The sequence below is a fragment of the Ruegeria sp. AU67 genome (assembly GCF_900312795.1).
Lineage (GTDB): Bacteria > Pseudomonadota > Alphaproteobacteria > Rhodobacterales > Rhodobacteraceae > Ruegeria > Ruegeria atlantica.
In genome coordinates, this window is sequence record NZ_OMPH01000021.1 from 88,124 (window position 1) to 114,857 (window position 26,734).

The following is a 26,734-nucleotide window of genomic DNA, read 5'->3' on the forward strand; positions in this document are numbered from 1 at the left end:
TTTGGCAAGATATTGTGGATAACTTGGCGTGAAATCCCATATCCTGCGTTACTCCGTTGACTCACCCCCAATGGGTTGCGCAGACTTCCAGATATAGGAATCATGGGACGAGCGGCTTTTGCGTTTCAGCAAACTCAAACTCACCGGCTTCAAAAGCTTTGTTGACCCGACCGATCTGATTATCGCGGATGGGTTGACCGGTGTGGTGGGCCCAAATGGCTGCGGCAAGTCCAATCTTCTGGAAGCGTTGCGTTGGGTAATGGGTGAAAACCGCCCCAAATCCATGCGCGGTGGCGCGATGGAGGATGTGATCTTTGCCGGGGCCGCAACGCGTCCGGCCCGCAATTTTGCCGAAGTTGTCCTGACGATGGATAACTCGGAGCGTTTGGCGCCTTCGGGGTTCAATGACAGCGATCAGTTGGAAATTGTTCGCCGCATCACCCGCGATGTCGGCAGCGCTTACAAGACCAACGGCAAAGATGTTCGGGCGCGCGATGTACAGATGTTGTTTGCCGATGCCTCGACCGGCGCGCATTCACCTGCACTGGTGGGGCAGAACCGCATTGCCGAGCTGATCAACGCCAAGCCCCGCGCGCGTCGCCGCATTTTGGAAGAGGCAGCCGGTATCTCGGGCCTTTATCAGCGCCGCCACGAGGCGGAGCTAAAGCTGAAGGGCACCGAATCCAACCTGACCCGTGTGGATGACGTTCTCGAACAGCTTGGCACCCAATTGGCGCAGCTTGCGCGGCAGGCGCGTCAGGCCGCGCGATACCGTGAGATTGGGGAGCAACTACGGCAGGCTGAAGGCATGCTGCTCTATCGCCGCTGGAAAGAGGCTGACATGGCCCGCCAACAGGGCGAAGACGTCTTGCGCGAGCGGATCACCGAAGCCTCGCGCGCGGAGGCCGAAGCCCGCGCCGCCAGCGCCAAGCGGTCTGAAATCGAGGAAATTCTGCCGCCTCTGCGCGAGGAAGAGGCAATCGCCGCCGCCGTCTTGCAACGACAGCAGGTACAGCGCGACCAACTGGTTGATCAGGAAACCCGCGCGCGTCAGACGATCGAGACGCTGACCAACCGAATTCAGCAATTGGCCAACGATATCGAACGCGAAACCGGCCTGAACCGGGACGCGGGCCAGATGATTGAGCGTCTGGAATGGGAAGCGCGCGAACTGGCCAAAGCGGCAGATGGGCATGACGACAAAGTGGCTGAGGCCGCCGAGATCGCGCGCGAATCCGCATCCGTGCTGCAAGATCGAGAAGATCACCTGTCGCAGGAAACCGAAGATGTGGCGCGTCTTGTGGCGCGTCACCAGTCGGCTCAGCGTTTGGTCGAAGACAGCCGCAAGACGCTGACCCGGTCCGAAGGCGAAGAAGAGAAAGCCCGTGCTGCGGTAGACGAAGCCCGCAATGCTTTGACCCGCGCCAGCGAAGCGTTTGAGGAAGCGCAAGAGGGTGAGGAAGAAGCGCGCGAGGCCGCTGAGGCCGCCGACGAAGCGCTGGCCGCAGCGGACGAACTGCGCAATGAAACGCAAGCGAGAGAAGCCGAAGCGCGCGCCCAGCGGTCTGAGGCCGAGGGTGAACTGGGCGCAATCCGTGCCGAGACATCCGCCTTGGCCAAGCTGGTCGAACGGGATACGGCCGAAGGCGGGCAGGTCTTGGATCTGCTGCGGGTCGAGCCCGGCTATGAAAAGGCGCTGGGGGCGGCACTGGCTGACGACCTGCGTACACCGTTGGTCGATGCCGATGGACCATCCGGCTGGGTGCAGGTGTCAGGCTACGATGCAGATCAGCCCCTGCCCGATGGGGCAGAACCATTGGCGTTGCATGTCTCGGGCCCAGACCGTCTGAGCCGCCGGATCGCTCAGATCGGATTGGTTGATGCGGATCAGGGCGCGCGGCTGCAAGCCTCATTAAAGCCGGGGCAGCGTCTGGTGTCCCGTTCAGGTGACTTGTGGCGTTGGGACGGGTTCCGGGCATGGGCCGAAGATGCGCCAAGCGCTGCAGCCTTGCGGTTGGAGCAGCTCAACAAGCTTGAAGCGCTGAAACAGGAGCTTACCCGCGCCGAAGCGCAGGCTGATGGTGCCCGCGCGGCACATGAGGCGCTGTCGCAGCAACTGGCGGATGTCACCGAGGCAGACCGCCGCGCACGCGAAGCTCGACGCGCCGCCGACCAGCGGATGGCAGAATCCGCGCGCGGGCTGAGCCGGGCCGAGGCTGACCGCAATCTGGCGCAGGGCAGGTTGGAAACGCTTACCCTTGCCGTTGACAGACACAAGGATGATGCCATGTCTGCCCGCGCGCAACTGCGCGAGGCCGAAGGCACTCTGGCCGGCCTGGGTGACGTCGACAGCGCGCGCGCGCAGGTCGAGGATATCAAACAGACGGTTGAGGCCGCGCGGATCACCATGCTGACCCATCGCTCATCCCATGATGAGCTGCGCCGTGAAGGCGAGGCACGAACCCGGCGGGCCCAGGAAGTGACCAAGGACCTCAGTGGCTGGCGGCACCGGTTGGATTCAGCAGAAAAACGTATCGCGGAATTGGTCGAACGCAAGGAAAGCTCTGAGGAAGAACTGTCTGAGGCGATGGCTGCCCCGAGTGAGATCGCCGAAGCCCGCGAAGAACTGAACGAGTTGATCGAGACAGCCGAGGCCCGGCGTGCCGAGGCCGCCGACAAGCTTGCCGAGGCTGAGACGCAGCAGCGCGAAGTCGTGCTGGCCGAGCGAGAAGCTGAACGTTTGGCGTCTGAAGCCCGCGAATCCCGTGCAGCGGCTGAGGCGCGCTGTGACGCAGCCAAAGAAAGCGTCGTGGCAGCTGCTGAGCGGATCGCTGAAGATCAGCAGTTGACGCCGAACCAGTTGCTGAACCAACTGGATGTGAACCCTGACCAGATGCCTGCAGCCGACGCGCTGGAGGCCGAAGTAAACCGCCACAAGCGCCAGCGAGACGCGATGGGTGCGGTGAACCTGCGGGCCGAAGAAGACGCCAAGGAAGTTCAGGAAGAGTTCGATACGCTGAACACCGAAAAGGCTGATCTGGAAGAAGCGATCAAGGCCCTGCGCAGTGGGATTGCCAGCCTTAACCGGGAAGGCCGTGAGCGTCTTTTGACCGCGTTTGAGCAGGTGAATTCGAACTTTGCCATGCTGTTTAAGCACCTGTTCGGTGGCGGTGAGGCGAATCTGGTCATGGTCGAAAGCGACGATCCGCTGGATGCCGGGCTGGAAATCATGTGCCAGCCACCGGGCAAGAAGCTATCCACCCTTAGCCTGCTTTCGGGCGGCGAGCAGACCTTGACGGCGACCGCGCTGATCTTTGGCGTCTTCCTCGCCAACCCCGCGCCGATCTGTGTGCTGGATGAGGTCGACGCGCCACTGGATGACGCCAACGTCACCCGTTTCTGCGACCTGCTGGACGAAATGTGCCGCCAGACGGATACTCGCTTCCTGATCATCACCCACCATGCGGTGACCATGGCGCGGATGGACCGGCTGTTTGGCGTGACCATGCAGGAACAGGGCGTCAGCCAGCTGGTTTCGGTCGATCTGAAAAAGGCCGAACAGATGGTCGCCTGATCGTTCACTGCAACGTTATGCCTCAATCGCCGCGTGGCGGGTTAAGGTGGCAGCATGACCCGATATCTGATCTTTGCCTTGTTGGCTGCCAGCCCGGTTGTGGCGGCGGAATGGCCAACAAAACCCGGAGATGTCCCGCTTTCATCTGCCGAGCTGGACGCCCTCGCGGGGCGAACGCTGACCTTCTATGACGACGGACAGTCCAAGTTTTCGGCTGGTGGGGCTTATTCCTTTACCTACGCCAGCGGGGATTCCGCGTTTGGGACATATTCCATTGCCGACGACGGCAGTGTCTGCATCACGTATCGTAACGGGTTCAGCCGCTGCGATCTCTATGTACGCAGCGGTAAGCGCCTAGTTTTGATTGACGAGAAAGGCGACCGATACCCGGTCCGGCCTGAATGAGTTTGGTTGCCGCCTCGACGATCAGGCATTGGATCCAAGTACGGCATTAGCTGATTTAAAATTCGCGTTTTTCGTTGTCATTTGATCGAAATAAAACCGAATGCCCGCGAAGAATGGTGAGTTTCTTATCTGAGCCGGTGGTATGCTCTGAAAAAATTCATACTCAATGGGGCTAACAGATGTGCCGATTTCTGGCTTGGGCAGGCGCAAAGCGTTATCTAGATGAATTGGTTCTGAACCAAGAGCAATCGCTTGTCATTCAGAGCCGAAATGCTCTGATCGGAAAGACGCCGATCAACGCAGATGGATTTGGCCTTGCCTGGCATTCCGAACGTGAGACGCCTTGTTTTTACAAGGACACTAACCCCGCCTGGTCGGATGCCAACCTGAAACAGCTTACGCATCACACCCGGTCGCATCTCTTTCTGGCCCATGTGCGGGCATCAACGGGTACTGCAACTTCGCGGAACAACTGCCACCCGTTTGGCGTTGGAAAATGGAGTTTTATGCATAATGGGCAGGCCGGAGGGCATGACCGTATCCGGCAGGAGTTGGACGGGATGATACCACCTGACCTCTACAGCCACCGGCTTGGCGCAACCGAAAGCGAAGCGATTTTCCTGATTGCCCATGGCGAAGGTCTGGATATCGATCCGATCGGCGCCATGGAGCGGGCAGTCCAACGTGTCGAAGATCTGTCACGACGCCGAGGTACGATGCCATATCTTCGCTTTGCCGCTTGTTGGTCGGACGGCGATCGCCTTTTTGCCGCCCGATATGCCTCGGACCGCTTTGCCCCAAGCCTCCACTACAAGGCGTGTAAGGATGGGTTCATTATTTCGTCCGAACCGTTGGACGCGAATAGCGGCGAATGGACTGAAATCCCTGCCAATACGGCGATTGAAACGCGGGGAGGGGCGTTGACTTCACACGCGTTTGAACCAAAAGCGCCGCATCACCGCGCCGAGGTTGCATAACTCTGTGGTGTTGCGTCCGGATGCGTCCCGTCTGTGCGGGACGCATCGGGGCTCATAACTGATTGAGCAAATCAGCTGTTGGCCACGCATCCGCGGGCAACCCCAGCCGTGCCTGTTCGGCCTGAACGGCAGCCCGCGTGCCGGCACCCAGAATACCATCGATCTTGCCCACATTATGCCCACGCGCTTGAAGCTTGGTCTGCAATTGCTTCATCTGCGCGCCCGACAGGCCTTGTGGCGGGGAACCTGCGTCATAGATTTGGCCGCCCTCCAACCGCGTACCGAAATAGGCAGCGGTCAGGACATAAACAAAGCTCTGGTTCCATTCGAAATAGACGTCAAAGTTTGGGTAGGCCAAGAATGCGGGGCCGTTGCGACCCTGTGGCAGGATCAGCGACGCGGGCAGATTGGCCAGAGATCCGCTGCGCGCTTGAACGCCCATCGCCTGCCATTCGGATACGGACCGCGACTTGCCGGGGCCGGACAGGGACCAGTCCATCTGGGCGGGAACAGTTACCTCCTGCAGCCAGGGCTCACCCGGACGCCAGCCCAGATGCGACAGCATCTTGCCGCCCGACATCAGCGCATCCGGGGCTGAGGTTTTTAGCGAGACCTTGCCGTCGCCATCCCCGTCCACGCCATTTTCCAGAATGTCGCGGGGCAACATCTGCACCATACCGATCTCGCCTGCCCAGGCTCCGGTCGTGCGGTTGGGGTCGAAATCCCCTTGGCTGTAGAGCTCGATGGCTGCAAAAACCTGTGGTCGGAACAACTCAGGTCGGCGGCAGTCATGCGCCAGAGTGACCAGAGCGTTGCGGGTGTTGAAGTCACCTTGTACCGCGCCATAGTCGGTCTCGAACGCCCAGAACGCCAGCAGTACACCGCGCGACACGCCATATTCCCGCTCAATCCGGTCAAACACCGCATCGTATTTGCGAGACATGGATTTGCCGCGATCAATCCGGTTTTGCGAAATCAGACGGCGTGAAAAATCGATGAACGGTATTTGGAATACGCCTTGCGCCCGATCCGCCTTTAGAACCGCGCTGTCCTGCTGAACACCTTTGAAAAAGCTGTTCACGGTGGATTTATCGAACCCTTGCTGAACGGCCTCGGCCTTCAGACCCTTCACAAAGGAATTGAACCCGCCGCCACATTGGGCCAGGGCGGGAGAGGCGAGCAGGGTGGCGGCAATGATGCCCGAGAGTAAACGCATTTTAGGGTCCGTCAGAAAATAAAGCTGACCCCAACCCACACCGACACGAGGCCCAGCGCAAGCCCCCAAACCCGCCAAAGCATGTCACATGCGCGGAAAATCTCCGGCGCGCCGATGTTACGTGGCGCATCACCGTTGACCCAGGCCAGATCGCGGACCTGTCCGTCATAGCTGCGCGGCCCGGCAAGGGCGACGTTTAAGGCGCGCGCCATCGCGGCCTCGGGCCAACCGGCGTTGGGTGAGATATGGCGACGTGCATCCGCGACCATTTCTGGCCAGCGCGCCCATTGACCGGATAGCGCCACGATCATCACGCAGGTCAGACGGGCGGGAATGAGGTTCAACAAATCGTCCAGACGCGCCGCGGCCCAGCCGAAGTCGCGGTACTTTTCCGACCGGTAGCCGATCATGCTATCGGCAGTGTTGACCGCCTTGTAGATCAGCAACCCCGGCAGGCCCGCGACCAGAAACCAAAACGCGGGCGCAATTACGCCGTCGCTGAGATTTTCTGCAGCGCTTTCAATAGCGGATCGCGCGACCTGCTCCTCGGTCATGTCCCGCGTATCGCGCGAAACGATCATGGCGACTTTGGCGCGGCCCTCGGTTAAGGAGGAGCGAAGCCCGTCACCGACATCGCGCACATGGGTCACCAGTGACTTCTGTGCCAGCAGAATTGCGGCAAGGACGATTTCGATCACCGGCCCAAACAAGGTCAGCGTGCGGCCCAGAATCACTGCGCCAAAGATCAGCAGCAGCACGATGGCCACGCCTTTCAAGCGCCTATTCGTTCCGCGGTTCAGGCGCAGGTCCAACCAGCCGATGACAGTGCCGATCATCACTGCCGGATGACGAATGCGCGACCAGATCCAATCTGGCTCTCCAAGCACCGCGTCCAGACACATGGCGCAAACCAGCAGAAAAGCCGTACTCACAACGCGGCCTCAAGCTGACGCCATCCGTCTGCAGGCGGCAAGCCAAGGCGCAGATAAGTGTTTGAGTAGGGGAATATGCGGCTCCAGATATTGGCGCGGGCCAGCTTGGCCTGCCAAGCGGCGGCATCGTCGACGTCATAAAGGCGGAACAACGTGGTGCCGCCGACCAGTTTTGCCCCCTTGCCGGTCATGATCCGGTCTAGCTGTTGTGTCGCTGCCGCCAACTGCTGACGGGTTGCTTTGGCCCAGTCCGTGTCCCGCAGCGCCCGTTCCCCGATCCGAAGGGCAGGGCCAGAGACAGACCACGGCCCGGTCAAATCGTTCAGCTTTGTGATCAGGTCAGGGCGGCCAATCGCAAATCCCAGTCGTAGCCCGGCCAAGCCCCAGAACTTGCCGAAACTTTTCAACACGATCACACCGGGCTGCTCGGCCAGATGAATTAGGGATGCGTCAGGGCAAACGTCACAAAAACTCTCATCAATCACGGTCAGCGGGGCATCGGCGTCCTCTACGGTCCAGATACGTCCATCCGGGTTATTCGGGTGCACAAGGACGCGCGCCTCGGCTGGACCGTTCGATTGAACAGTCCAACCCTGCGCAGAAAAAGCTGCCGCGTGTTCGTTGTAGGTGGGTGCTGTGATCTGAACCCGACCCGTCGCAGCAAGCGCAGGCATGCGGGCGATTACTGCTGATGCGCCGGGCGCGGGCAGAATCGCGGCACCTTCGGGAGCAGACCAGAACTGGCGTGCTGCGGCAGACAGCCGTTCGAACGCACCATGATCCGGCAGCGCGGCCCAATCCGACGGGTTCAGTCCCGACACCGGATATGGGTGTGGGTTGATGCCGGTGGACAGGTCAAGCCAATCGTCGCGTGCCCCGCCGAACCGGGCGATAGCACCGTCCAGCCCGCCGCCATGGTCGCGCGCGGCACGGGGGTTCAAATCTGCGTTCGGGCTTGCCATCGGTGTTCTCGTCGGAATTGCGCGTTTGTTGTGCTTCAAGCGGATTTTTGCCGCTTACACAAGCAAATCCGCGTGATCGGCCCGGTTGACCGGCACCGTTAACACTTTGTTAAGGAATAAGCGTGATCACAAACCACGGGGGTCGGCACCGCACACTCTACCAAGTGCCGAGGTTGTTGCAAATGAATGTACTGATTGTTGAGAGTAACCCCGACCTTGGTCGGGTCTGGAAAAGACATCTGGAACGGCAAGGCGCCCAAGTGACGCTTGTTGCCGGACAAGAGGCTGCGATCCTTGCGTTGTATGGCACGGATTTTGATATCATCGTGTTGGATCTGGTGCTGGAAAAAGGCAGCGCATTGGCAGTGGCTGATTTCGCCAGCTATCGCCGCCCCGAGGCGCGGGTGATCTTTGTTACCAACACGACCTTTTTTTCAGATGGATCGATCTTTGCCCACAGTCCAAACGCGTGCGCTTATGTGCAAAGCGGCACGCCGCCAGAAGATCTGGCGGCGATGGTTGAACATTACGCGGCGGGCCGCTGACCGCGCCCGTGCGGTTCCATGTAGTCCAAAACCGGGTTGGTCGGGATGATCCGATGCGGATTGATGCTTTCGTGGCTATAGTGATAGTGGCGCACGATGTGGTGCATGTTCACCGTCGAAGCGACGCCCGGCCATTGATACAGCTCGCGCGTATAAGCCCACAGGTTGGGGTAATCGATCAGTCGCCGCCGGTTGCATTTGAAATGCAGATGATAGACGGGATCGAACCGGATCAGCGTCGTGAACAACCGCCAGTCAGCCTCAGTCAGGCGATCCCCCATCAGATAACGGTTTGAAGTCAAACGATCCTCTAACCAGTCCAGCGTTTCAAACAGCGGGTCCACGGCGGCGTCATAAGCTTGTTGGCTGGTGGCAAAGCCGGATTTGTAGACGCCGTTGTTGACGTTGGAGTAGATGCGCGCATTCACCTCTTCGATCTCATCGCGCATCGCTTCGGGCCAATAATCGTCGGCGTTGCCGGTAATCCCGTCAAAGGCCGAGTTGAACATGCGGATGATTTCCGAGCTTTCGTTCGAAACGATCGTCTGCTGTTTCTTGTCCCACAGGATCGGCACTGTGACACGGCCCGAATATGTCGGGTCGGCCTTGGTGTAAATCTGGTGGGCAAAGCCCAGGCCGTACAGTGTGTCCCCGGTCGCCCCATGGTCATCAGTCTCGAAGGTCCAGCCTTTGTCCAGCATGTCGGGGTGTACCACCGAGACTGAGACGTGCTTGTTCAAACCTTTCAGTTCCCTGAAGATCAGAGTGCGGTGCGCCCATGGACAGGCCAGGCTGACATAGAGGTGGTAGCGGTCGGTTTCAGCGTTGAAGCCACCCTTGCCCGATGGTCCGGCGCTGCCATCTGCCGTCAGCCAATTGCGAAACTGCGCGGCGCTGCGTTTGAACGCGCCGCCCGTGGATTTGGTGTCATACCAAGTGTCGTGCCATTTACCGTCGACCAACAGGCCCATTTCTCATGCCCTCCGAAAAGCGTTTGCGCCAAACATAGGCGGGTACTTGGGGCGTTCCTATGCGAGGGCGCGCGCATCCTTCCTGCGCATATGCACAGGAAGGATTGGGATTTCTGTGCAACAAATTGAAATCCCGGCGCTGACTGTGATCAGGTTCACTGGATTTTTACAATTTGCGCCTCACAATAGAATACACTGCCGGGGGAGATATTTTTATGAGTACTTATGTTTCAAAGGAAATTACTGCCGAATTGGATGCGGCGCGAATCGCAGGATTGAAAAAGATCAGCCGCCTTCGTGTCGATATTGGCGACAATACCTACAAGATTCTTCGATTGTGGAAAGACGGATTTACAGTTGAGGCCGAAACCACGCCTCAACTGCGCGGGCTTGTGGATATCTATGATGGTGTCAGTCACTTGTACCAATGCCTAATCATCGCGGATGAGGATGAAGCAGGCGAAATGCGGTACGAGTTCAAGCGCAGCACGGCCGCAGCCGACAAGGCTCCGCTGGATTTCTACCGCGCGCCGGACGCGCCGATTGCGTTGCTTGGGCACAAGGATTGAGGACAGGGCCAACGACATCGCCGTTGGCCGCCTCGTTTACTGCAAATCAGCAAATGCATGCTTTAGCCGGGCGCATGCCTCTTCGACCCGTGCACGCTGAGTGGCCAAGTTAAACCGTTCGAAGGTCTCACCACCTGCGCCGAAACCGGGGCCTGAGGACGTTGCGATTTTGGCATCTTCGCGCAGGCGGCGGACAAACTCTTCATGGGTCATGCCGGTTCCTGAGAATTCTACCCAAGCCAGATAAGTAGCCTGCAATGGCATGGACCACAGACCAGGGATCTCGGCGATTGTTGCGTCAAAGACCTGGCAGTTGCCCGCAAGATGCGCGACCTGCTCGTCAACCCATGCCGCACCCTCGGGCGAATAGGCGGCAGTTATCATCGCCACGCCCAACGCGCTGGGGTCATAGTCCAGCGTCTGAATGCGGTGCCGCATGGCCGCGCGCAGTTTGGGGTCCGGAATGATCATGTTACCGGTGCGTTGACCGGCGATGTTAAATGTCTTGGACGCCGCAGTCAGGGTCACGGTCCACGGCCGCGCATCCGGCGCAGCCACATCCATCGGCACGAACGTATTGCCAGGATAAACCAGATCGTGGTGGATCTCATCCGAGACCAAAATCAGCCCATTTCGTTCGGCGAATGCGGCCACGGCACGCAGTTCATCCGGTGTCCACACCCGGCCCGAGGGGTTTTGCGGCGAGCACCACAGCAACAGCTTTTCCGACCCGTCCAGACGCGACTGAGCGTCGTCCAGATCCAGGCCATAGGTTTCACCTTGGCGAACTAGCGGGCACTCGACAACGCGACGTCCCGATTTGTTCACCTTGTGGGCAAACTCATGGTAGACGGGGCTGAAGATGACGACGCCGTCGCCGGGTTCGCTCCAGACATCCAGAGACAGGGCGATCGCATTGCCTAACCCCTGTGAAGTCAGCACCCAATCGGTGTCGATGTCCCAGCTATGGCGGTTCTTCATCCACCACTGAATCGATGCCAGATATTCCGGGTGAATCCACGAATACCCAAAGACCCCATGGTCAGCCGCTTTGCGAACCGCATCAATTACGCAAGGCGCTGTTGGGTAATCGGAATCTGCCGTCCACATGGCCAGCCCGTCCTGCGGGGGCACACCGTAGATTTGCTCCATCTTATCCCATTTTGAACTGTTGGTTCCCCGGCGGTCGATCAGGTCGTTGAAAGTCATGTCTGCTCCATCTGTCCGGACGAAAGCTAGCTACAATTCCAGCGGGTGCAAGGGGGGCGTTGCGGTGCAGTGCGGGATGGCCTAAATCAACCCCATGAAACGTAATATCCTGATCCATCCCGACCCCCGCCTGAAAAAGGTCTGCGCGCCTGTGGCAGATATCAGCGACGAGCTGCGCAAGCTGGCCGACGACATGCTGGAGACGATGTATGACGCGCCTGGCGTTGGTCTGGCCGCGCCTCAGATCGGCGTGCTGGATCGGTTGATCGTGTTGGACTGCATTAAGGAAGAGGGCGAAGCCCCGCGTCCGCTGATCATGTTCAACCCCGAGGTTATCGCCTCGTCCGATGAGACCAATGTCTACGAGGAAGGCTGCCTGTCGATCCCCGAGCAATTCGCCGAAGTCACGCGCCCCAAAGTGGTTGATGTCACGTGGATCGACCAGGATGGCAACTTGCAACAGGAAACATTCGACGGCCTGTGGGCGACCTGTGTTCAGCATGAGATCGACCATTTGAACGGCAAGCTGTTCATCGACTATCTCAAGCCGCTGAAACGGCAGATGATCACGCGAAAGATGCAGAAACTAAAGCGCGAGCAAGCCCGCGCATGACCGCTCGCACCTGCCTGCCATGGCCCGATAAACGCCTGCGCACCAAGGCGGAGGACGTCGCCGAGATCACCGATGAAATCCGTGCCATCTGGGACGACATGATCGACACGATGGAAGCGATGCCCGGTGTTGGCCTTGCCGCGCCGCAGATCGGCGTGATGTTGCGCCTGGCTGTGGTGGACGGCTCGGCTGAACGCGGTAAGGCTGTGCGTCTGGCCAACCCGGAAATCCTGCACAGCTCAATCGAACTGCGCGAACATGATGAGGCCAGCCCGAACCTGCCCGGTGTTTCGGCCAAGGTGAAGCGCCCGCGCGCAGTGACGGTCAAGTTTCTGAATGAGCAGGGGATGGTGGATCGCCGCGATTTTGTCGGGATCGAAGCCACAAGCGTACAGCACCAGATCGACCATCTGAACGGGAAGATGTATTTCGACCGGCTCAGCAAAGTCAAACGGGACATGCTGCTGCGCAAAGCCAAAAAGCTGGGGTAGAGATGCGCGTTGTATTCATGGGTACGCCCGACTTTTCGGTTCCGGTTCTGGATACGCTTGTCGAAGCTGGGCATGATATCGTCGCCGTATATTGCCAGCCCCCGCGCCCGGCTGGTCGGGGCAAAAAGGACCGACCGACACCGGTTCACGCACGGGCCGAAGCGTTAGGCCTGACTGTCCGCCATCCGGTGTCTCTGAAATCGTCAGATGAACAGGATGCCTTTGCTGCACTGAACGCAGATGTGGCTGTGGTGGTCGCTTATGGCCTGATCCTACCGCAGCCCATTCTGGACGCGACTGCCCAGGGATGTCTGAATATCCATGCCAGCCTGTTGCCGCGCTGGCGCGGGGCGGCCCCGATCCATCGCGCCATCATGTCCGGCGATGCGCAAACCGGTATCTGCATCATGCAGATGGAGGCCGGGTTGGACACAGGCCCGGTTCTTATGCGCGAAGCAACCGATATCGGGATCGAGGAAACCACCGACCAGTTGCATGACCGGCTGTCGATAATGGGCTCCAAACTGATCGTTGAGGCTTTGCATGACCTGCCAGATCTGTCGCCCGAGCCGCAGCCCGAGGTCGGTGTGACCTATGCCGCCAAGATCGACAAATCAGAGGCACGGATTGACTGGTCCCGGCCCGCAGCAGAGGTGGACCGGCAGATCCGTGGTCTGTCCCCGTTCCCAGGTGCCTGGACCGAGATTGACGGGGACCGCGTGAAACTACTGGCGTCGCGTCTGGCCGAGGGGCAGGGCGTACCCGGCGAAGCTCTGGACGATGCCTTGACAATAGCTTGCGGCGAGGGTGCCGTTGATCTGTTGCGCCTGCAACGGGCGGGCAAAGGCGCACAGGATAAGGAAACCTTTCTGCGGGGCTGGCCTGTGGCCAAGGGAAGTCGGATTTAGAAGGAATAACAGACTTGTACATGACTTTGATGGGGACGGTGTTAATCGCAGCCGTCGTTGGAAGCCTCGCGGAAAAAACCGGGTTTACCCGAAACGGCTATCTGCAATCTATCATCATTTGTATCGGCGGTGCCTTTCTGTTTTTCTTTGCTCAGATCATGTTTGGCAGGATGTTCGGGTTTAACCTTGCTTTTGGGTCCCCGGGATTGAACGCTATTGTGTCATCCGTCGGCGCGCTGATCATCGTGCCGACCCATTGGAGGAAGTGACATGCCTGTTATCGCCCTGATCGTCATCGGAGCCGCCGCAGGGTTCCTGGCCACCCGTTTAATGCGGATCGAGGCCAACATCCCCACAACCATGTTGATTGGCATCGTTGGTGCACTGGTTGGCGGATTTCTGTTGCGGGCCTTGATCACCGTGGCAGGATGGTTGTCCGGTTTTGTGGGTGCCGTTCTGGGGGCTCTGCTGGTGATCTGGATCTGGCAGACCTATCTACGACGTTGAACGTGGCTACCGCTCGTCGCAAATCACTGTTGATCCCAACGATTTCGAATTGCGCGTCGCCATTTTGAAGCGATTGGCTTCCTCTGCTGACATCCAGTGCATTTCGTCCTCGGACGCTGCATCAAGCGTGAACCAATAAAAGGCCGGGTCGACACCAATATCATTGAAATAGTCGAGATAGCGATCGTGCTCGGGGTGGTTTTCGGGCAGGTTGGCAGCCACATATCCGCCGCCGCCCCAGCTATGAACCCCGACACATGCGCCAGGTTCCAGAGTGCGACGATTGCCGGCCAGGAACAGATCGGTGCCACCAGAGGCGACCAAGCCGTTTGCGGGCACCACAGTATCAAACCCTTCGTCCCGAACAACGCGGCTGAAAACGACATTTGCATCATCATCGACTGAGCCTTCGATGTTCTGCAGTACAAGGGTCTTGATCTTGGGATTGGCCGCAGTGATTTCTTCAAAAGCGCTGAGTGTCGTGTGATCAATAGCCCCCGAAGCAACGATTTCGTCGCCCTGTACAACGAAGCTGACCGCGTCGTATCGCTCTGCACACGCACCCAGAAGAGCCAGTGAGGCGACAAAAACGGGGAAAGTGAATTTCATTTCAGTTCTCACCTCTGTGGCACAGGAAATGCAGATCGAACATTTTGCACCCATCTATTGCCGCGGCGGGCGCGCCTTGTAAACCGGAAGCCGCCAGCCAAACACCAATGATCCCGCCCGCAATGCCCAGCAGATCAACGCACATGCGGCCAGTGTGGCCAGCTCGTCGAAACCAAGTCGGGTTGCGATCACAGCGGCAAAAGCCCCGGCAAACGCGCAAGAGACGTAGAGCTCACCCTGTTTCAGGACCAGTGGCACTTCGTTGCAGACCACGTCCCGCATTAAGCCGCCAAGGCAGCCCGTTGTGACGCCCATCAGCACAACGATGACACCGGATTGGTTCAGCGACAAGGCTGCGCCAGCACCTGCTGCCGCGGCAATCGACAGAGCGAAACTGTCCAGCCAGACCAGCAAGTTGTATCGGCTTTCCACCAAATGGGCGGTGAAAAACACCACCACGGCTGCCGCTGTGGCGGTCAGGATATAGTCCGGTTGACCGACCCAGAACACCGGGTGCCGGTCCAACAGCAGGTCGCGGACGGTTCCGCCGCCCACAGCAGTCAGGCAGGCCATAAAGGCAAAACCCACCAAATCCAGCTGTGCCCGGCTAGCCACCAATGCACCCGTCAGGGCAAAAACCAGAACTGAGGCATAGTCGAGCAGTGCCAGACCGCTCACGTTTGCGCCTTTTTGGGTTTGAACGGGGCCATGCCCGCGCGGGCCAGCTCGTCGGCTTTTTCGTTTTCGGGATGGCCAGCATGGCCCTTGACCCATTCCCAGGTCACGTCATGGCGCGCCTGCGCCTCGTCCAGTCGCTGCCACAGATCGACATTTTTGACCGGCTTCTTGTTCGAGGTTTTCCAGCCGTTGCGCTTCCAGCCGAAAATCCAGCCGGTGACGCCATTCTTCACATAGGCGCTGTCGGTTACCACGGTGATCTTCGAGGCCCGCTCCAGCGTTTCCAGCGCGCTGATCGCTGCCAGCAATTCCATGCGATTGTTGGTGGTTTCAGCCTCGCCGCCGTTCAGCTCGCGCTCTTTCAGGACTTTTTCGCCGTCCATCGCGCGCATCAGCACGCCCCAGCCCCCCGGGCCAGGATTGCCCGAACAGGCACCATCGGTATAGGCAAACAACTCAGGCATGGGCGATCACCAGAATAAAGCCGTCATAAGACCCGGCCAGACCTTTGCCGACTCCGGTTGTAATCCGGTCAATTGTGAACCCTGCCTCGGCCAGGGCCTCTTCGATCTCGGTCTGTGAGAAATAGGTGTAATAGCGATCAATGTCGTCACGGTGTTCACCGGTTCCCAGTTTCAGACCAAGGAAAAAGATACCCTCAGGCTTGAGTGCCCGGTGGATGGCCGCCAAATGGCGCGGGAAATCCTTGCGCGGCGCATGCAGCAGCGAAAAGCTGGCATAGATGCCGTCAAACGTGGCTGTTTCGGTCACATCGTCAAATGTACCGACATGCGCATCTACACCATTTTCTCGGGCGTGTTCCACAAAGGCCGGCGTCGCATCCAATGCCCGAACCAGCAGCCCCTCACGCAGGAAAAACATGCTGTCCGCCCCAGGGCCTGAGCCGAGGTCCAGCACATAGCCGCCCGGCGCAACCGCTTCGGCAAAGGCCATACGCGCCTCGATCTGTTCGGGTGGCAATGGGACGCTCAGATACTCGGCAACACGCGTGGTGTAGGCATCAATTGTCTTGCGATCGGTCACAGGTACACTCCTACGGCAAGGCATATCAGGACGATGGCTGTCAGCAGAACGCGCAGCCTCAGCCACCATGTTGGGGCCAGCCGCCAATATGCAAATATTGCATCCAACATCAGCAAACCGGCGAAGCCGTACATCAGGTTGATGCCCGCCTCGACAGGTCCACCGCCGGTCATGAAAAACGCCCAAAGCGCCGGGAGGACTGACAGCACATAGCATGTCGCTGCCTTACTGCCCGAGGTCTTGGATGCGAACCCCCACAGAACACCGGACATAAAGCTTAAGATCACCGAGCCGTAGAACAGTTGAATATACGGCCCGACGAACCGCGGACCAAGCTCTTGCCTGCCCCAATCCTGCAAATCGCCGTTCAAGGAGGTCAGCGCGCCCCAAATGAACGGGATCAGCCCCGCCAGCGCTAGAACCAACGGCGCCTTGGGGACGCCTCTCATGCGGTTTGCCTCAGGACGCGAGGCACTTTGAATTCGACATTTTCGACGGCAGTTTCGACCAGTTCAACCGTTACGTCATAATGGTTGTTGAAAGCGTCAATCACCTCATTCACCAGCACTTCGGGTGCTGACGCGCCTGCGGTAATGGCGATGGTTGAGATGCCCTCTAGTGCCCGCCAGTCGATATCGTGCGCGCGCTGCACCAATTGCGCATAGTTGCACCCGGCGCGTGCAGCAACCTCGACCAGCCGACGTGAGTTCGACGAGTTCGGTGCGCCCACAACCAGCAAAGCATCCGATTTCGGAGCCACGGCCTTAACGGCCTCTTGCCGGTTCGTGGTGGCGTAGCAAATGTCCTCTTTATGCGGGCCAACGATGGCAGGGAACCGGGCTTCGAGGGCCGCGATAATGTCCTTGGTGTCATCCACTGAAAGCGTAGTCTGGGTGACAAATGCCAGCTTTTCCGGATTGCGCACCTGAACCGAGGCCACGTCATCAACGGTTTCAACCAGCAGCACTTCGCCGTCAGGCAACTGACCCATGGTGCCGATGGTTTCCGGATGGCCCTTGTGCCCGATCATGATCATCTGCAACCCGGCCTCAGCATGGCGCTGCGCTTCGACATGGACCTTGGAGACCAGCGGGCAGGTGGCATCGACGTAGATCATTTCCCGCTGGGCCGCCGACGCGGGAACGGATTTCGGTACGCCATGCGCTGAAAAGATAACGGGTCGGTCGTTAGGACACTCGTCCAGCTCCTCGACAAAAACGGCCCCCTTGGCGCGCAGACCATCGACGACAAATTTGTTGTGCACGATTTCATGCCGCACATAGACCGGGGCACCCCATTTCTGCAGCGCCATTTCAACGATCTTGATCGCCCGGTCGACACCGGCGCAGAACCCGCGTGGTGCGGCAAGGTAAAGGGTAAGGGGCGGCTTGGTCATGTCTTGGTCTCCATAGGCCACAGGTAAGTCTTTTCCCGGCTATGGTCCAGACAGGACGTTGTCATTGATCTGACATGAAGCACTGCTAGCCAGCAGGTGTTTCAGTACCTGCTTTTAGTTAAAGAAGCGCGGCCAGGTTGGTACAGCCTGACCGCGCTAATTTCTTCCCCCGGGCTTGGTGAGTGGCCGGGTCTTACTGTCCACCCGCAGCAACGCTGCGTGGCTCCATGGGCATTTCACGTGGAGGTCGCCCGATCACGTCGCGCAGGTCTTCAAGTTCGATGAAGTTGTCAGCCTGGCGGCGCAGCTCGTCCGAGATCATTGGCGGCTGGCTGCGGATGGTCGAAACCACCGAAACGCGCACGCCCTGACGCTGCAGGCTGGCAATCAGCGGGCGAAAATCCCCATCGCCCGAAAACAGCACAATATGATCGACCCGCGGTGCCAGTTCCATGGCGTCGACTGTCAGTTCGATATCCATGTTACCTTTGACTTTCCGACGCCCCATACTGTCGGTGTATTCCTTCGCCGGTTTTGTCACCATGGTGAAGCCGTTGTAATGCAGCCAGTCAACCAAGGGGCGGATCGGGGAATACTCATCGTTTTCCAATAGCGCCGTATAGTAAAAAGCCCGAAGCATCTTGCCGCGGCGCATAAACTCCTGGCGCAGCAATTTGTAGTCGATGTCAAACCCCAGTGCTTTTGCGGCCGCATAAAGATTCGAGCCGTCGATGAACAGCGCTAGCCGTTCGTCTTTATAGAACATAAATAGGTCCTTCCGGTACAATACAGGACGCCGTGGTGTTACGTGAGTGGGTATTTGGAAATATGCGGCGCGCTGATCTTCTATAATTAGGCCATTTCGGTCGTATCGCAAGCATGCAATTCGCCGAATATAGTGAATGGAACGTACAAATCTATGTCAAAAGCGGTTATTGCGCTGGGCGCAAATCTCAAATTGAGAGGTATTGGCCCCAAGGTGACACTTCAAAGCGCACTTGACGCGATGTTGCGTCAAGGGGTGGTGATTCGTGCCGTCAGCCGTTTTTTTGAGACCCCGTGCTTCCCGGCAGGTGCCGGGCCCGACTACATTAACGCGGCTGCAGTGATCGAAACGGACAGGACACCAGCCGATTTGTTGCACTTGCTTCACCAGATTGAGCATCAGTTTGGCCGCGAAAGGGTGCAGCGATGGGGTATGCGAACGCTGGATCTGGATCTGGTGTGCTATGATGATTTGGTTCTGCCGGATCGCACCGTATATGATAGCTGGCTGACCCTGCCAGCACAGGAACAGACGCAAAAGGCGCCGGATCGGCTGATTATTCCACATCCGCGCCTGCAGGATCGTGCTTTTGTACTTGTTCCGATGGCGGACGTAGCTCCGGATTGGCGACATCCTGTGCTGGGCCGGACGGTAACCGAAATGCTGGCAGACCTGCCCGCGGCGGATATTGCAGAGGTCACGGCTGTGTGAACGGTGCATTTGCAGCATTTCTTGCTTGTCAAGGCAGGGATTCGCCCTTAGATAAACCTCTTCCTGACATGGATTCAGTAACGGAGAGCGCCCAATGGCCCGCGTGACGGTTGAAGATTGCGTAGACAAGGTTCCTAACCGGTTTGAACTGGTGATGCTTGCCGCCCATCGTGCGCGCGAGATTTCTGCCGGCGGCCCGATCACCGTCGACCGTGACAATGACAAGAACCCCGTCGTGTCGCTGCGCGAGATTGCGGACGAAACCCAAAGCGCGGATGAACTGCGCGAGCGCCTGATCGAGGCCAACCAGACCCAGATTGAGGTCGACGAGCCGGAAGAAGATCAGATGGCTCTGCTGATGGGTGCGGAGTCGGACAAACCTGCCGATGACGATATGTCGGAAGAGAAGCTGCTGCGCGCTCTGATGGAGGCTCAAGGCCAGGGGTAATCCCCAAAGATAAAGGTGCGGACCGGATGATTTCTGCAGACGACCTGATTGCGCTGGTCCGCAACTACAACCCCAAGACTAATGCTGACCGCATCGCCCGAGCATACGAGTTCGGAAAGCAGATGCATGACGGTCAGTTTCGCCATTCAGGCGAACCCTATTTCACGCATCCTGTTGCCGTGGCCGCAATCCTGACCGAACAGCGTCTTGATGATGCGACGATCATTACGGCGTTGCTGCATGACACGATCGAAGACACCAAGGCCAATTATGGCAAAGTGTCCGAAATGTTCGGGGAAGAGGTGGCCAAGCTGGTCGATGGCGTCACCAAGCTGACCAACCTGCAACTATCCAGCCGCGAAACCAAACAGGCAGAAAATTTCCGCAAGCTGTTCATGGCCATGTCCAAGGACCTGCGTGTCATTCTGGTCAAGCTGGCCGACCGTTTGCACAACATGCGTACGATCAAGGCAATGCGCCCGGAAAAGCAGGTGCAGAAGGCACGCGAGACGATGGATATTTATGCGCCGCTCGCGGGTCGCATGGGTATGCAGTGGATGCGCGAAGAGCTTGAGGATCTTGCTTTCCGCGTTCTGAACTCCGAAGGCCGCCAGTCGATCATTCGCCGCTTTATCACCTTGCAACGTGAAACCGGCGACGTGATTCACCGGATCACCGGCGACATGCGGCACGAGCTGGAAAAGGCGGGCATCGAAGCCGAAGTGTTTGGTCGCGCCAAAAAGCCGTATTCGATCTGGCGCAAGATGCAGGAAAAAGATCAGGGCTTTTCGCGCCTGTCTGACATCTACGGCTTTCGCATCATCACCCGGTCCGAGGAAGATTGCTATCGCACGCTGGGTGCCATTCACCAGCGTTGGCGCGCGGTGCCGGGACGGTTCAAGGATTACATCAGTCAGCCGAAATCGAACGGATATCGCTCGATCCACACAACAGTTTCCGGCCGCGACGGGAAACGGGTCGAGGTTCAGATTCGAACCCGTCAGATGCATGATGTGGCAGAAACCGGCGTTGCGGCGCATTGGTCGTACCGCGACGGTGTCCGCTCGGAAAACCCTTTTGCCGTTGATCCGGCCAAGTGGATTGCGAACCTTACTGAACAGTTCGACAGTGAGGAAGATCACGAAGATTTCCTCGAAGCGGTCAAACTGGAAATGTACTCGGACCAGGTGTTTTGCTTCACGCCCAAGGGCGATGTTGTCAAGCTGCCGCGCGGGGCTACGCCGATTGATTTCGCCTATGCGATCCATACGCGCATTGGACATGCCTGTGTTGGCGCCAAGGTGGACGGCATCCGTGTGCCACTGTGGACGCGGATCAAGAATGGTCAGTCGGTGGATGTAATTACCGCTGACGGCCAGACGCCTCAGGTAACGTGGCTTGAGATTGCGGTGACCGGCAAGGCCCGGACCGCCATTCGGCGTGCGCTGCGCGAGGTCGACCGCGAGCGGTTCATCAAGCTGGGCAAGGAACTTGCGCGTTCCGGTTTCGAACATGTCGGTCGAAAGGCTACCGACAAGGCGCTGGATACCGCGGCGAAACACCTGCGCCTGAAGGATCGTCATGAATTGCTGGCGCGTCTCGGCAGCGCCGAGCTGACGGCGCATGATGTGGTCAGCGCCGTTTACCCTGAACTTACCCAGGATGACGGTGACGCCATTTCTCCGCGCCGCGCGGTGATCGGCCTTGAACCCGGCCAGAAATTCGACCGCGCGCCCTGTTGTCAACCTTTGCCTGGCGAACGCATCGTCGGCATTACCTATCGCGGCAAGGGTGTTGTGGTGCACGCAATCGATTGCGACCGCCTGTCCGAGTTCGAAAGCGAACCAGATCGCTGGGTTGATCTCCACTGGCATTCTGGCACGCACCCGGCCGTTCATGGTGCGACGCTGGACGTCACGATTGGCAATGATGCGGGGGTGCTAGGGCGCATTTGTACGTTGATAGGCGAGAAAAAGGCAAATATTTCGAACCTGGAATTTGTCGACCGCAAACCGGATTTTTACCGCCTTCTGGTCAGTGTCGAATTGCGTGACCTGGAACAGTTGCATTCGCTGATGCTTATGCTTGAGGCCGAAAGCGATGTTGCCGCGGTCGAACGCTATCGGGATAGGACCAAAACCGCAGTAGCGGCTGGCTGAGAAGGGGTGATCAGGAGTGGTATTTAAGCGCCGAGACCGACGCTCGCCTGTCCAGATCGCGTCTGAATTCGTCTATCCCCGTGGTGGATGGACGCGGGCCTTTCACTATGTAAAGCATCGTGTTCGTAGGCTGCCGGATTCCCCCGAGCGCATTGCGCGTGGCATCGGTGCAGGCGTCTTTGCCTCATTCACTCCGTTCTACGGATTGCATTTTCTGGTCGCTGCTGTGGTGGCACGCTTGCTGAATGGCAATATTCTGGCGGCACTGAGTGGAACATTCTTTGGCAACCCACTCACCTATGTGCCAATCGGTGTGGTTTGCCTGCAGACCGGGCATTTCCTGCTGGGAACCAAGTTTCACAAAGGCGACACGCATGGTCTGATGGGCAAGTTCACAGATGCAATGGGAGATCTGAAGAACAACTTTATTGCCATGTTCACCGACCGTGTCGCGGACTGGCATGGGCTCAGCATCTTCTATAACGAGGTGTTCTTTCCCTACATGATTGGCGGCGTTCTTCCGGGCATTTTGGCGGGTGTAATTTGCTCCTATCTCAGCTTGCCGCTGATCCGCACCTATCAGCAGCGCCGTCGCGACAAGATCAAGGCAAAGTTTGACGAAATCAAACGCTTGGCCGAAACAAAGCCTGCCGTTCCATTGATGAATGCCCTAGGTTCAGGCCAAGGGTTGAAGAAGGATTCGAGCGATGTCTGACAACGAACTGCGTCTTGGCGTGAATATCGACCACGTGGCCACAGTGCGTAACGCGCGGGGCGGGGCCTATCCTGACCCTTTGCGCGCTGCAAAGCTAGCCGAAGAGGCCGGGGCTGACGGCATTACCGCGCATCTGCGCGAAGACCGTCGCCATATCTCGGACGCTGATATCGATGGCCTGATGGAGGTCCTGTCGGTGCCGTTAAACTTTGAGATGGCCGCGACGCCCGAGATGCTGAAAATTGCCTTGCGGCATAAGCCGCATGCGGTTTGCATCGTCCCTGAAAAGCGCGAGGAACGCACCACCGAAGGCGGGCTGGAAGTCGCGCGCGAGGAAAACAAGTTGGCTCATTTTATCGCTCCGCTGCGCGATGCCGGTTGTCGTGTGTCGATCTTTATTGCTGCTGATCAGCGCCAGATCGAGGCGGCGCATCGTATCGGCGCCGAAGTGATCGAGCTGCACACCGGTGCATATTGCGATGCCATGGCCGAAGACCACGACGACAAAGCCAACAGTGAGTTGGAAGCCCTGCGCGAAATGTCCGCTTTTGCACATTCACTGGGCCTTGAGGTGCACGCGGGTCACGGCCTGACCTATGACACCGTACAACCGATCGCGGCATTCCCCGAAGTGCGCGAGCTGAATATCGGCCACTTCCTTATTGGCGAGGCGATCTTTCGCGGCCTCACGCCTGCCATGGCCGAGATGCGGCGTCTAATGGATGAGGCGCGCGGATGATCACACCCGGATTTGTTGCCATCTGGTTTGCCTGGCTGATGGCCGGTGGCTCTCCGGGGCCTGCAACAATGGGGATTGCCGGAAACGCAATGAACGAAGGTCGCCGCGCTGGCCTGGTATTTGCTTTGGGCATTTGCGCAGGCTCTGCCGCGTGGGGCATCGCCGCCGCGCTGGGCCTATCAGCAATCATGTTGGCAAATGCCTGGGTGTTCGAGATCATCCGCTATGTGGGGGTTGCCTATCTGGGCTGGCTGGCGATCAAGGCGCTGCGCCGGGCGATGACGTCTGATGAGGTTGCTATGGGCAACCCTGTCACCGGCTCTTTTCGCACAATCTTTGCCAAGGGCGCGGCCATTCACCTGACCAACCCTAAGGCGATCCTAAGTTGGGGGTCGATCTATGCCATCGTCGCCCCTAGTGATTCCAGCCTTTCGATGTTGCTGGGCTATTTCGCCATGCTTTATGCAGGATCTTTGCTGATCTTCATCGGCTACGCCTTTCTCTTCTCTTCCGAGCGTATGGTGTGCGTCTACAGCCGCGCCCGTCGCTGGTTCGACTTCGCCTTTGCCGGGTTCTTTGGGGTGGCGAGTTATAAGATACTTACAGTTCGGTTGGGGTGACAAAAGGGGTGCAATGATGATCCGCCATTGTGTGATGCTGAACCTTGCTGCCGGGTATGATCCGTCACAGCTTTTGGATGTGATGGCCAGGCTAAAGGACGTTGCAGAAAAGTTGCCGGGTTGCTCTGGATTTGTCTGTGGTCCTAACAGGGACTTTGAAGCCAAGTCTCCCGATTATGCATATGGCTTCACTTTGGATTTTGAGAACGCATCAGCCTTGCGCCAATATGCCGAGAACCCTCAGCATCAGGAACTGGGTGCCCGTCTGGTTCAGCTGTGCACCGGTGGAGCGGCAGGGATCTTGGTGTTTGATTTGGATGCTCAGGAACGGAGCGCGCAATGATCCTCGGCATCGGCACCGACCTCGCAAATATCGACCGAATTCAGGGCACGCTGGACCGGTTTGGCGACCGGTTTCGCAACCGTGTATTCACTGAGATCGAACAGAGCAAAGCCGAACGACGCGCTGATGTCGCCGGAACCTATGCCAAACGCTGGGCCGCAAAAGAGGCATGCTCTAAGGCGCTGGGCACCGGTCTGGCTATGGGCATCGCCTGGAAGGACATGTCGGTGACCAATCTGCGCACCGGTCAGCCTGTGATGCATGTCACCGGGTGGGCGGCAGATCGGCTGAAAGAGATGACGCCCAAAGGGTATGAGGCCATCATCCACGTTACCCTGACCGACGATCACCCCTGGGCACAGGCATTCGTGGTGATCGAGGCGCGTCCGCTTCACGATGGCCCCGCGCAGCCTTGACTTGCCCTTAACTGACCCGCATGTAGCACCCCAACGAATAAACGACCGGAGAGCAGTATGGCCGAGGAAGCCAAAACAGGTAACGCCGTTTGGGAGACGATCAAAACCATCGTCTATGCCCTGCTGATCGCGGGCGTCTTCCGCACGATCCTGTTTCAGCCGTTCTGGATTCCGTCGGGTTCGATGAAGCCCACCTTGTTGATCGGGGATTTCCTGTTCGTCAACAAAATGTCTTACGGTTATTCCTACGCGTCCTGCCCCAGCCTGATCATCCCAAGCGTCGGCCTGAATGTTGACGCCGAAGACCTCTGCGGCTGGATGCAAAGCGATGAAAACACCCGTATCTGGGGTGGTGACCCCGAACGCGGTGACGTCATTGTTTTCCGCCACCCGGTCAGCGGTCGTGACTATATCAAACGTCTGATTGGTCTGCCCGGGGACCGCATTCAGGTGCGGGACGGTCAGATCATTCTGAACGGTGCGCCCGTACAACAAGAACCTGATGGTGTGTTCACCGAAGTCGCCGAACCACAAGGTTCGCAAGGTTTACGCCCACGCTGCGAAAACGGTCCTGTCGGCTTTGGCGGTGTCTGCGAAAAATCGCGTATGATCGAAACACTGCCAAACGGTGTGTCCTACGAAGTGCTGAACATCGGCAACCAGGCCGCTGACAATACCGGCATCTATACGGTTCCCGAAGGGCACTACTTCTTCATGGGGGACAACCGCGACAACTCCAGCGATAGCCGCGTGCCGCAATCCGCAGGTGGCGTTGGCTATGTACCTTACGAAGACCTGATCGGGCGGGCTGATCGCATCCTGTTCTCATCCGCTGGCCGGTCAATGCTGTTCTTCTGGACATGGCGCGGGGATCGCTTCTTTAAGGCGGTCAATTGAAGCTTTCGGCCGAGATAAAGGCGTTCCAGCAGCGTCTGGGGTACGAATTTTCGAACCCTGAACTGCTGGTGCGCGCACTGACCCATGGATCGGTCTCGTCCTCGACACGACCTGATAATCAGCGGTTGGAGTTTCTGGGCGATCGGGTTCTGGGCCTTGTCATGGCAACCGCCTTGCTGGAGGCCGACAAAAAAGCATCCGAAGGGCAGTTGGCCCCTCGGTTCAACGCGTTGGTCCGCAAAGAAGCCTGCGCTGATGTGGCCCGGCAAATCGATCTTGGTGTGGTGCTGAAACTGGGCCGGTCCGAGATGCTGTCAGGTGGGCGCCGCAAACAGGCCTTGCTGGGTGATGCGATGGAGGCTGTGATCGCCGCGATCTATCGCGATGCCGGATTTGAGGCAGCCCGGGACGTCATCCTGCGACTGTGGGGGGATCGCGTCCACAACGTTGAAGCGGATGCGCGCGACGCCAAAACATCGCTGCAGGAATGGGCGCAGGCGCGTGGGCAAAAACCGCCGGCTTACGTCGAGGTCAAACGCAGCGGTCCCGACCACGCACCGGTGTTTACGATTGCGGCTAGGTTGCAGGACGGAACCGAAGCGCAGGCAACGGCAGGGTCGAAACGTCAGGCGGAACAAGCCGCCGCAAGGGCGCTGCTGGATCAGTTGAAATAGCAACCCTCGACAGCCCGAACATGTCACAATTCTCAATCTAACTTGAGGCCTATAGCAGACCTCGGGTCGCGGGCGTATCTGAACATCATCCGCTTTGGCGCATGTCTAAGAACAAGCGAGCAAGGCGAAACGGATACAATGAGTTGAGGCATTTCCATGCAAAACGCAAAACTGACTACCGTGAATATCGGCTTTTTGTTCATCGCCGGTTTTATCGCCACGATCGCCTTCGATTTCTGGGGGCAGGTTGTCAGCCCCGGCATCGGCTGGGCCAATCTTTCACCGGAAGGGCTGGCCCAGAGCCTGTTGTCCAGTCTCGGCCTGCCCAGCAATGCGTTTTTGGGCTTTTTCGTGCACTTCTATCTTGTGGGCCTGATTGCCTATCCGCTGGGGTGGTTTCTGATCTTCAAACCGGTCTGGGTTAAGGTACTTGGCCCCGTTCATATGTTTGTGGCCTCGGCTATTTACGGGTTTGGTCTCTGGGTTTTTGCTTTGGGTGGCATCACGACCTTGTCCGGTCTGCCGACCTTCTTGAACTTCTCGGCGATCACTTGGGTCGCACTAATCGGGCATGTTCTTTATGGGATCGTCATGGTTGCCGTCTTGCGCTTGATTGAGCGCCAGAACGCATGAAATGCCT

33 protein-coding genes are annotated in these 26,734 nt (G+C 58.3%); 21 read left to right on the forward strand and 12 right to left on the reverse strand.

Features of this window, described 5'->3' with window-relative positions:
- Positions 1–118: 118 nt before the first annotated feature.
- The 3 genes from DK510_RS11765 (at position 119) to DK510_RS11775 (ending at position 4,956) form a co-directional block, all read left to right on the forward strand.
- Positions 119–3,574 (forward strand): chromosome segregation SMC family protein, encoded by a 3,456-nt coding sequence (locus DK510_RS11765; RefSeq protein ID WP_109312258.1) that lies wholly within the window; start codon positions 119–121, stop codon positions 3,572–3,574.
- Positions 3,575–3,628: 54 nt separating this feature from the next.
- Positions 3,629–3,979, forward strand: a complete 351-nt coding sequence (locus DK510_RS11770; protein WP_109312259.1) for a hypothetical protein — start codon at positions 3,629–3,631, stop codon at positions 3,977–3,979.
- A gap of 179 nt (positions 3,980–4,158) precedes the next feature.
- Positions 4,159–4,956, forward strand: coding sequence for a class II glutamine amidotransferase (locus DK510_RS11775; protein ID WP_109312260.1), 798 nt, complete (start codon positions 4,159–4,161; stop codon positions 4,954–4,956).
- A 52-nt stretch (positions 4,957–5,008) separates the two neighbouring features.
- Here DK510_RS11775 and DK510_RS11780 read toward each other — a convergent pair whose 3' ends face one another.
- From DK510_RS11780 to cobD, 3 genes are read right to left on the reverse strand one after another with little or no spacing between them, the layout of a single operon-like run.
- Positions 5,009–6,172 (reverse strand): lytic murein transglycosylase, encoded by a 1,164-nt coding sequence (locus DK510_RS11780; RefSeq protein ID WP_109312261.1) that lies wholly within the window; start codon positions 6,170–6,172, stop codon positions 5,009–5,011.
- 11 nt (positions 6,173–6,183) lie between these two features.
- The gene (cbiB, locus tag DK510_RS11785) at positions 6,184–7,104 is read right to left on the reverse strand and encodes an adenosylcobinamide-phosphate synthase CbiB (protein ID WP_109312262.1); all 921 of its coding nucleotides are present in this window, start codon (positions 7,102–7,104) and stop codon (positions 6,184–6,186) included.
- Positions 7,101–8,066: a threonine-phosphate decarboxylase CobD gene (gene cobD, locus DK510_RS11790; RefSeq protein ID WP_109312263.1), complete on the reverse strand. Its 966-nt coding sequence runs from the start codon at positions 8,064–8,066 to the stop codon at positions 7,101–7,103. Before cobD ends, cbiB begins: the two co-directional genes overlap by 4 nt.
- Before the next feature lie 182 nt (positions 8,067–8,248).
- Between cobD and DK510_RS11795 the strand changes: the two genes are divergently transcribed.
- Complete coding sequence (locus tag DK510_RS11795; protein ID WP_109312264.1) at positions 8,249–8,611, forward strand: response regulator transcription factor; 363 nt, start codon at positions 8,249–8,251, stop codon at positions 8,609–8,611.
- Here DK510_RS11795 and DK510_RS11800 read toward each other — a convergent pair.
- On the reverse strand, positions 8,593–9,582 hold the full coding sequence (locus DK510_RS11800) for a glutathione S-transferase family protein (RefSeq protein ID WP_109312265.1): 990 nt from the start codon (positions 9,580–9,582) through the stop codon (positions 8,593–8,595). The genes DK510_RS11795 and DK510_RS11800 overlap by 19 nt on opposite strands.
- A gap of 215 nt (positions 9,583–9,797) precedes the next feature.
- On the opposite strand from DK510_RS11800, the gene DK510_RS11805 reads away from it, so the two are divergent.
- Entirely contained in the window at positions 9,798–10,151 is a 354-nt protein-coding gene (locus tag DK510_RS11805) for a hypothetical protein (protein ID WP_109312266.1), read from the forward strand.
- Positions 10,152–10,187: 36 nt separating this feature from the next.
- On the opposite strand, the gene DK510_RS11810 is transcribed toward DK510_RS11805, so the two are convergent.
- The gene (locus DK510_RS11810; RefSeq protein WP_109312267.1) at positions 10,188–11,360 is read right to left on the reverse strand and encodes a MalY/PatB family protein; all 1,173 of its coding nucleotides are present in this window, start codon (positions 11,358–11,360) and stop codon (positions 10,188–10,190) included.
- Between the two features lie 94 nt (positions 11,361–11,454).
- On the opposite strand from DK510_RS11810, the gene def (DK510_RS11815) reads away from it, so the two are divergent.
- Genes def (DK510_RS11815) through DK510_RS11835 form a run of 5 tightly spaced genes read left to right on the forward strand, consistent with a single transcriptional unit; the run spans position 11,455 to position 13,879 of the window.
- Positions 11,455–11,973 carry a peptide deformylase gene (gene def / locus DK510_RS11815; RefSeq protein WP_058278958.1) on the forward strand — a complete coding sequence of 173 codons (519 nt, stop codon included), beginning with the start codon at positions 11,455–11,457 and terminating at the stop codon, positions 11,971–11,973.
- Positions 11,970–12,464 (forward strand): peptide deformylase, encoded by a 495-nt coding sequence (def, locus tag DK510_RS11820; RefSeq protein ID WP_109312268.1) that lies wholly within the window; start codon positions 11,970–11,972, stop codon positions 12,462–12,464. The genes def (DK510_RS11815) and def (DK510_RS11820) overlap by 4 nt, the downstream gene beginning before the upstream one ends.
- A 2-nt stretch (positions 12,465–12,466) precedes the next feature.
- Positions 12,467–13,372, forward strand: a complete 906-nt coding sequence (gene fmt / locus DK510_RS11825; RefSeq protein WP_109312269.1) for a methionyl-tRNA formyltransferase — start codon at positions 12,467–12,469, stop codon at positions 13,370–13,372.
- Positions 13,373–13,386: 14 nt separating this feature from the next.
- The gene (locus DK510_RS11830; protein ID WP_058278955.1) at positions 13,387–13,641 is read left to right on the forward strand and encodes a hypothetical protein; all 255 of its coding nucleotides are present in this window, start codon (positions 13,387–13,389) and stop codon (positions 13,639–13,641) included.
- Position 13,642: 1 nt separating this feature from the next.
- Positions 13,643–13,879 carry a GlsB/YeaQ/YmgE family stress response membrane protein gene (locus DK510_RS11835; RefSeq protein WP_058273291.1) on the forward strand — a complete coding sequence of 79 codons (237 nt, stop codon included), beginning with the start codon at positions 13,643–13,645 and terminating at the stop codon, positions 13,877–13,879.
- Positions 13,880–13,885: 6 nt separating this feature from the next.
- Here the strand turns inward: DK510_RS11835 and DK510_RS11840 are convergent, their stop codons facing one another.
- From DK510_RS11840 to DK510_RS11870, 7 genes are all read right to left on the reverse strand, one after another.
- Positions 13,886–14,488 carry an alpha/beta hydrolase gene (locus tag DK510_RS11840; RefSeq protein WP_109312270.1) on the reverse strand — a complete coding sequence of 201 codons (603 nt, stop codon included), beginning with the start codon at positions 14,486–14,488 and terminating at the stop codon, positions 13,886–13,888.
- 54 nt (positions 14,489–14,542) lie between these two features.
- Positions 14,543–15,166 (reverse strand): trimeric intracellular cation channel family protein, encoded by a 624-nt coding sequence (locus DK510_RS11845; RefSeq protein ID WP_109312271.1) that lies wholly within the window; start codon positions 15,164–15,166, stop codon positions 14,543–14,545.
- Complete coding sequence (gene rnhA / locus DK510_RS11850) at positions 15,163–15,630, reverse strand: ribonuclease HI (protein ID WP_108861286.1); 468 nt, start codon at positions 15,628–15,630, stop codon at positions 15,163–15,165. Before rnhA ends, DK510_RS11845 begins: the two co-directional genes overlap by 4 nt.
- Entirely contained in the window at positions 15,623–16,210 is a 588-nt protein-coding gene (locus DK510_RS11855) for a bifunctional 2-polyprenyl-6-hydroxyphenol methylase/3-demethylubiquinol 3-O-methyltransferase UbiG (protein WP_234999042.1), read from the reverse strand. Before DK510_RS11855 ends, rnhA begins: the two co-directional genes overlap by 8 nt.
- Entirely contained in the window at positions 16,207–16,659 is a 453-nt protein-coding gene (locus DK510_RS11860; RefSeq protein WP_109312273.1) for a DUF3429 domain-containing protein, read from the reverse strand. The genes DK510_RS11855 and DK510_RS11860 overlap by 4 nt, the downstream gene beginning before the upstream one ends.
- Positions 16,656–17,606 carry a 4-hydroxy-3-methylbut-2-enyl diphosphate reductase gene (ispH, locus tag DK510_RS11865; protein ID WP_109312305.1) on the reverse strand — a complete coding sequence of 317 codons (951 nt, stop codon included), beginning with the start codon at positions 17,604–17,606 and terminating at the stop codon, positions 16,656–16,658. The genes DK510_RS11860 and ispH overlap by 4 nt, the downstream gene beginning before the upstream one ends.
- Positions 17,607–17,799: 193 nt before the next feature.
- A complete protein-coding gene (locus DK510_RS11870; RefSeq protein ID WP_058278950.1) occupies positions 17,800–18,372 on the reverse strand; it encodes an NYN domain-containing protein in 573 nt (190 codons plus the stop codon).
- 153 nt (positions 18,373–18,525) lie between these two features.
- Between DK510_RS11870 and folK the strand changes: the two genes are divergently transcribed.
- The 11 genes from folK to DK510_RS11925 all read left to right on the forward strand — a co-directional run bounded on the left by folK (position 18,526) and on the right by DK510_RS11925 (position 26,727).
- Entirely contained in the window at positions 18,526–19,083 is a 558-nt protein-coding gene (gene folK, locus DK510_RS11875) for a 2-amino-4-hydroxy-6-hydroxymethyldihydropteridine diphosphokinase (protein WP_109312274.1), read from the forward strand.
- 94 nt (positions 19,084–19,177) lie between these two features.
- Positions 19,178–19,531: a DNA-directed RNA polymerase subunit omega gene (gene rpoZ, locus DK510_RS11880; protein WP_010437681.1), complete on the forward strand. Its 354-nt coding sequence runs from the start codon at positions 19,178–19,180 to the stop codon at positions 19,529–19,531.
- A 26-nt stretch (positions 19,532–19,557) separates the two neighbouring features.
- On the forward strand, positions 19,558–21,690 hold the full coding sequence (locus DK510_RS11885) for a bifunctional (p)ppGpp synthetase/guanosine-3',5'-bis(diphosphate) 3'-pyrophosphohydrolase (RefSeq protein WP_109312275.1): 2,133 nt from the start codon (positions 19,558–19,560) through the stop codon (positions 21,688–21,690).
- A gap of 16 nt (positions 21,691–21,706) precedes the next feature.
- Positions 21,707–22,405, forward strand: coding sequence for a DUF2062 domain-containing protein (locus DK510_RS11890; RefSeq protein WP_109312276.1), 699 nt, complete (start codon positions 21,707–21,709; stop codon positions 22,403–22,405).
- Positions 22,398–23,144, forward strand: coding sequence for a pyridoxine 5'-phosphate synthase (locus DK510_RS11895; RefSeq protein ID WP_109312277.1), 747 nt, complete (start codon positions 22,398–22,400; stop codon positions 23,142–23,144). The genes DK510_RS11890 and DK510_RS11895 overlap by 8 nt, the downstream gene beginning before the upstream one ends.
- Positions 23,141–23,764 (forward strand): LysE family translocator, encoded by a 624-nt coding sequence (locus tag DK510_RS11900; RefSeq protein WP_109312278.1) that lies wholly within the window; start codon positions 23,141–23,143, stop codon positions 23,762–23,764. Before DK510_RS11895 ends, DK510_RS11900 begins: the two co-directional genes overlap by 4 nt.
- 16 nt (positions 23,765–23,780) lie before the next feature.
- A complete protein-coding gene (locus DK510_RS11905) occupies positions 23,781–24,107 on the forward strand; it encodes a Dabb family protein (RefSeq protein WP_160116505.1) in 327 nt (108 codons plus the stop codon).
- Complete coding sequence (acpS, locus tag DK510_RS11910; protein WP_109312280.1) at positions 24,104–24,523, forward strand: holo-ACP synthase; 420 nt, start codon at positions 24,104–24,106, stop codon at positions 24,521–24,523. The genes DK510_RS11905 and acpS overlap by 4 nt, the downstream gene beginning before the upstream one ends.
- A gap of 57 nt (positions 24,524–24,580) precedes the next feature.
- Positions 24,581–25,420: a signal peptidase I gene (gene lepB / locus DK510_RS11915; protein ID WP_109312281.1), complete on the forward strand. Its 840-nt coding sequence runs from the start codon at positions 24,581–24,583 to the stop codon at positions 25,418–25,420.
- Positions 25,417–26,094, forward strand: a complete 678-nt coding sequence (rnc, locus tag DK510_RS11920) for a ribonuclease III (RefSeq protein WP_109312282.1) — start codon at positions 25,417–25,419, stop codon at positions 26,092–26,094. The genes lepB and rnc overlap by 4 nt, the downstream gene beginning before the upstream one ends.
- A gap of 156 nt (positions 26,095–26,250) precedes the next feature.
- On the forward strand, positions 26,251–26,727 hold the full coding sequence (locus DK510_RS11925; RefSeq protein ID WP_058273276.1) for a hypothetical protein: 477 nt from the start codon (positions 26,251–26,253) through the stop codon (positions 26,725–26,727).
- The last annotated feature ends 7 nt before the right edge of the window (positions 26,728–26,734 follow it).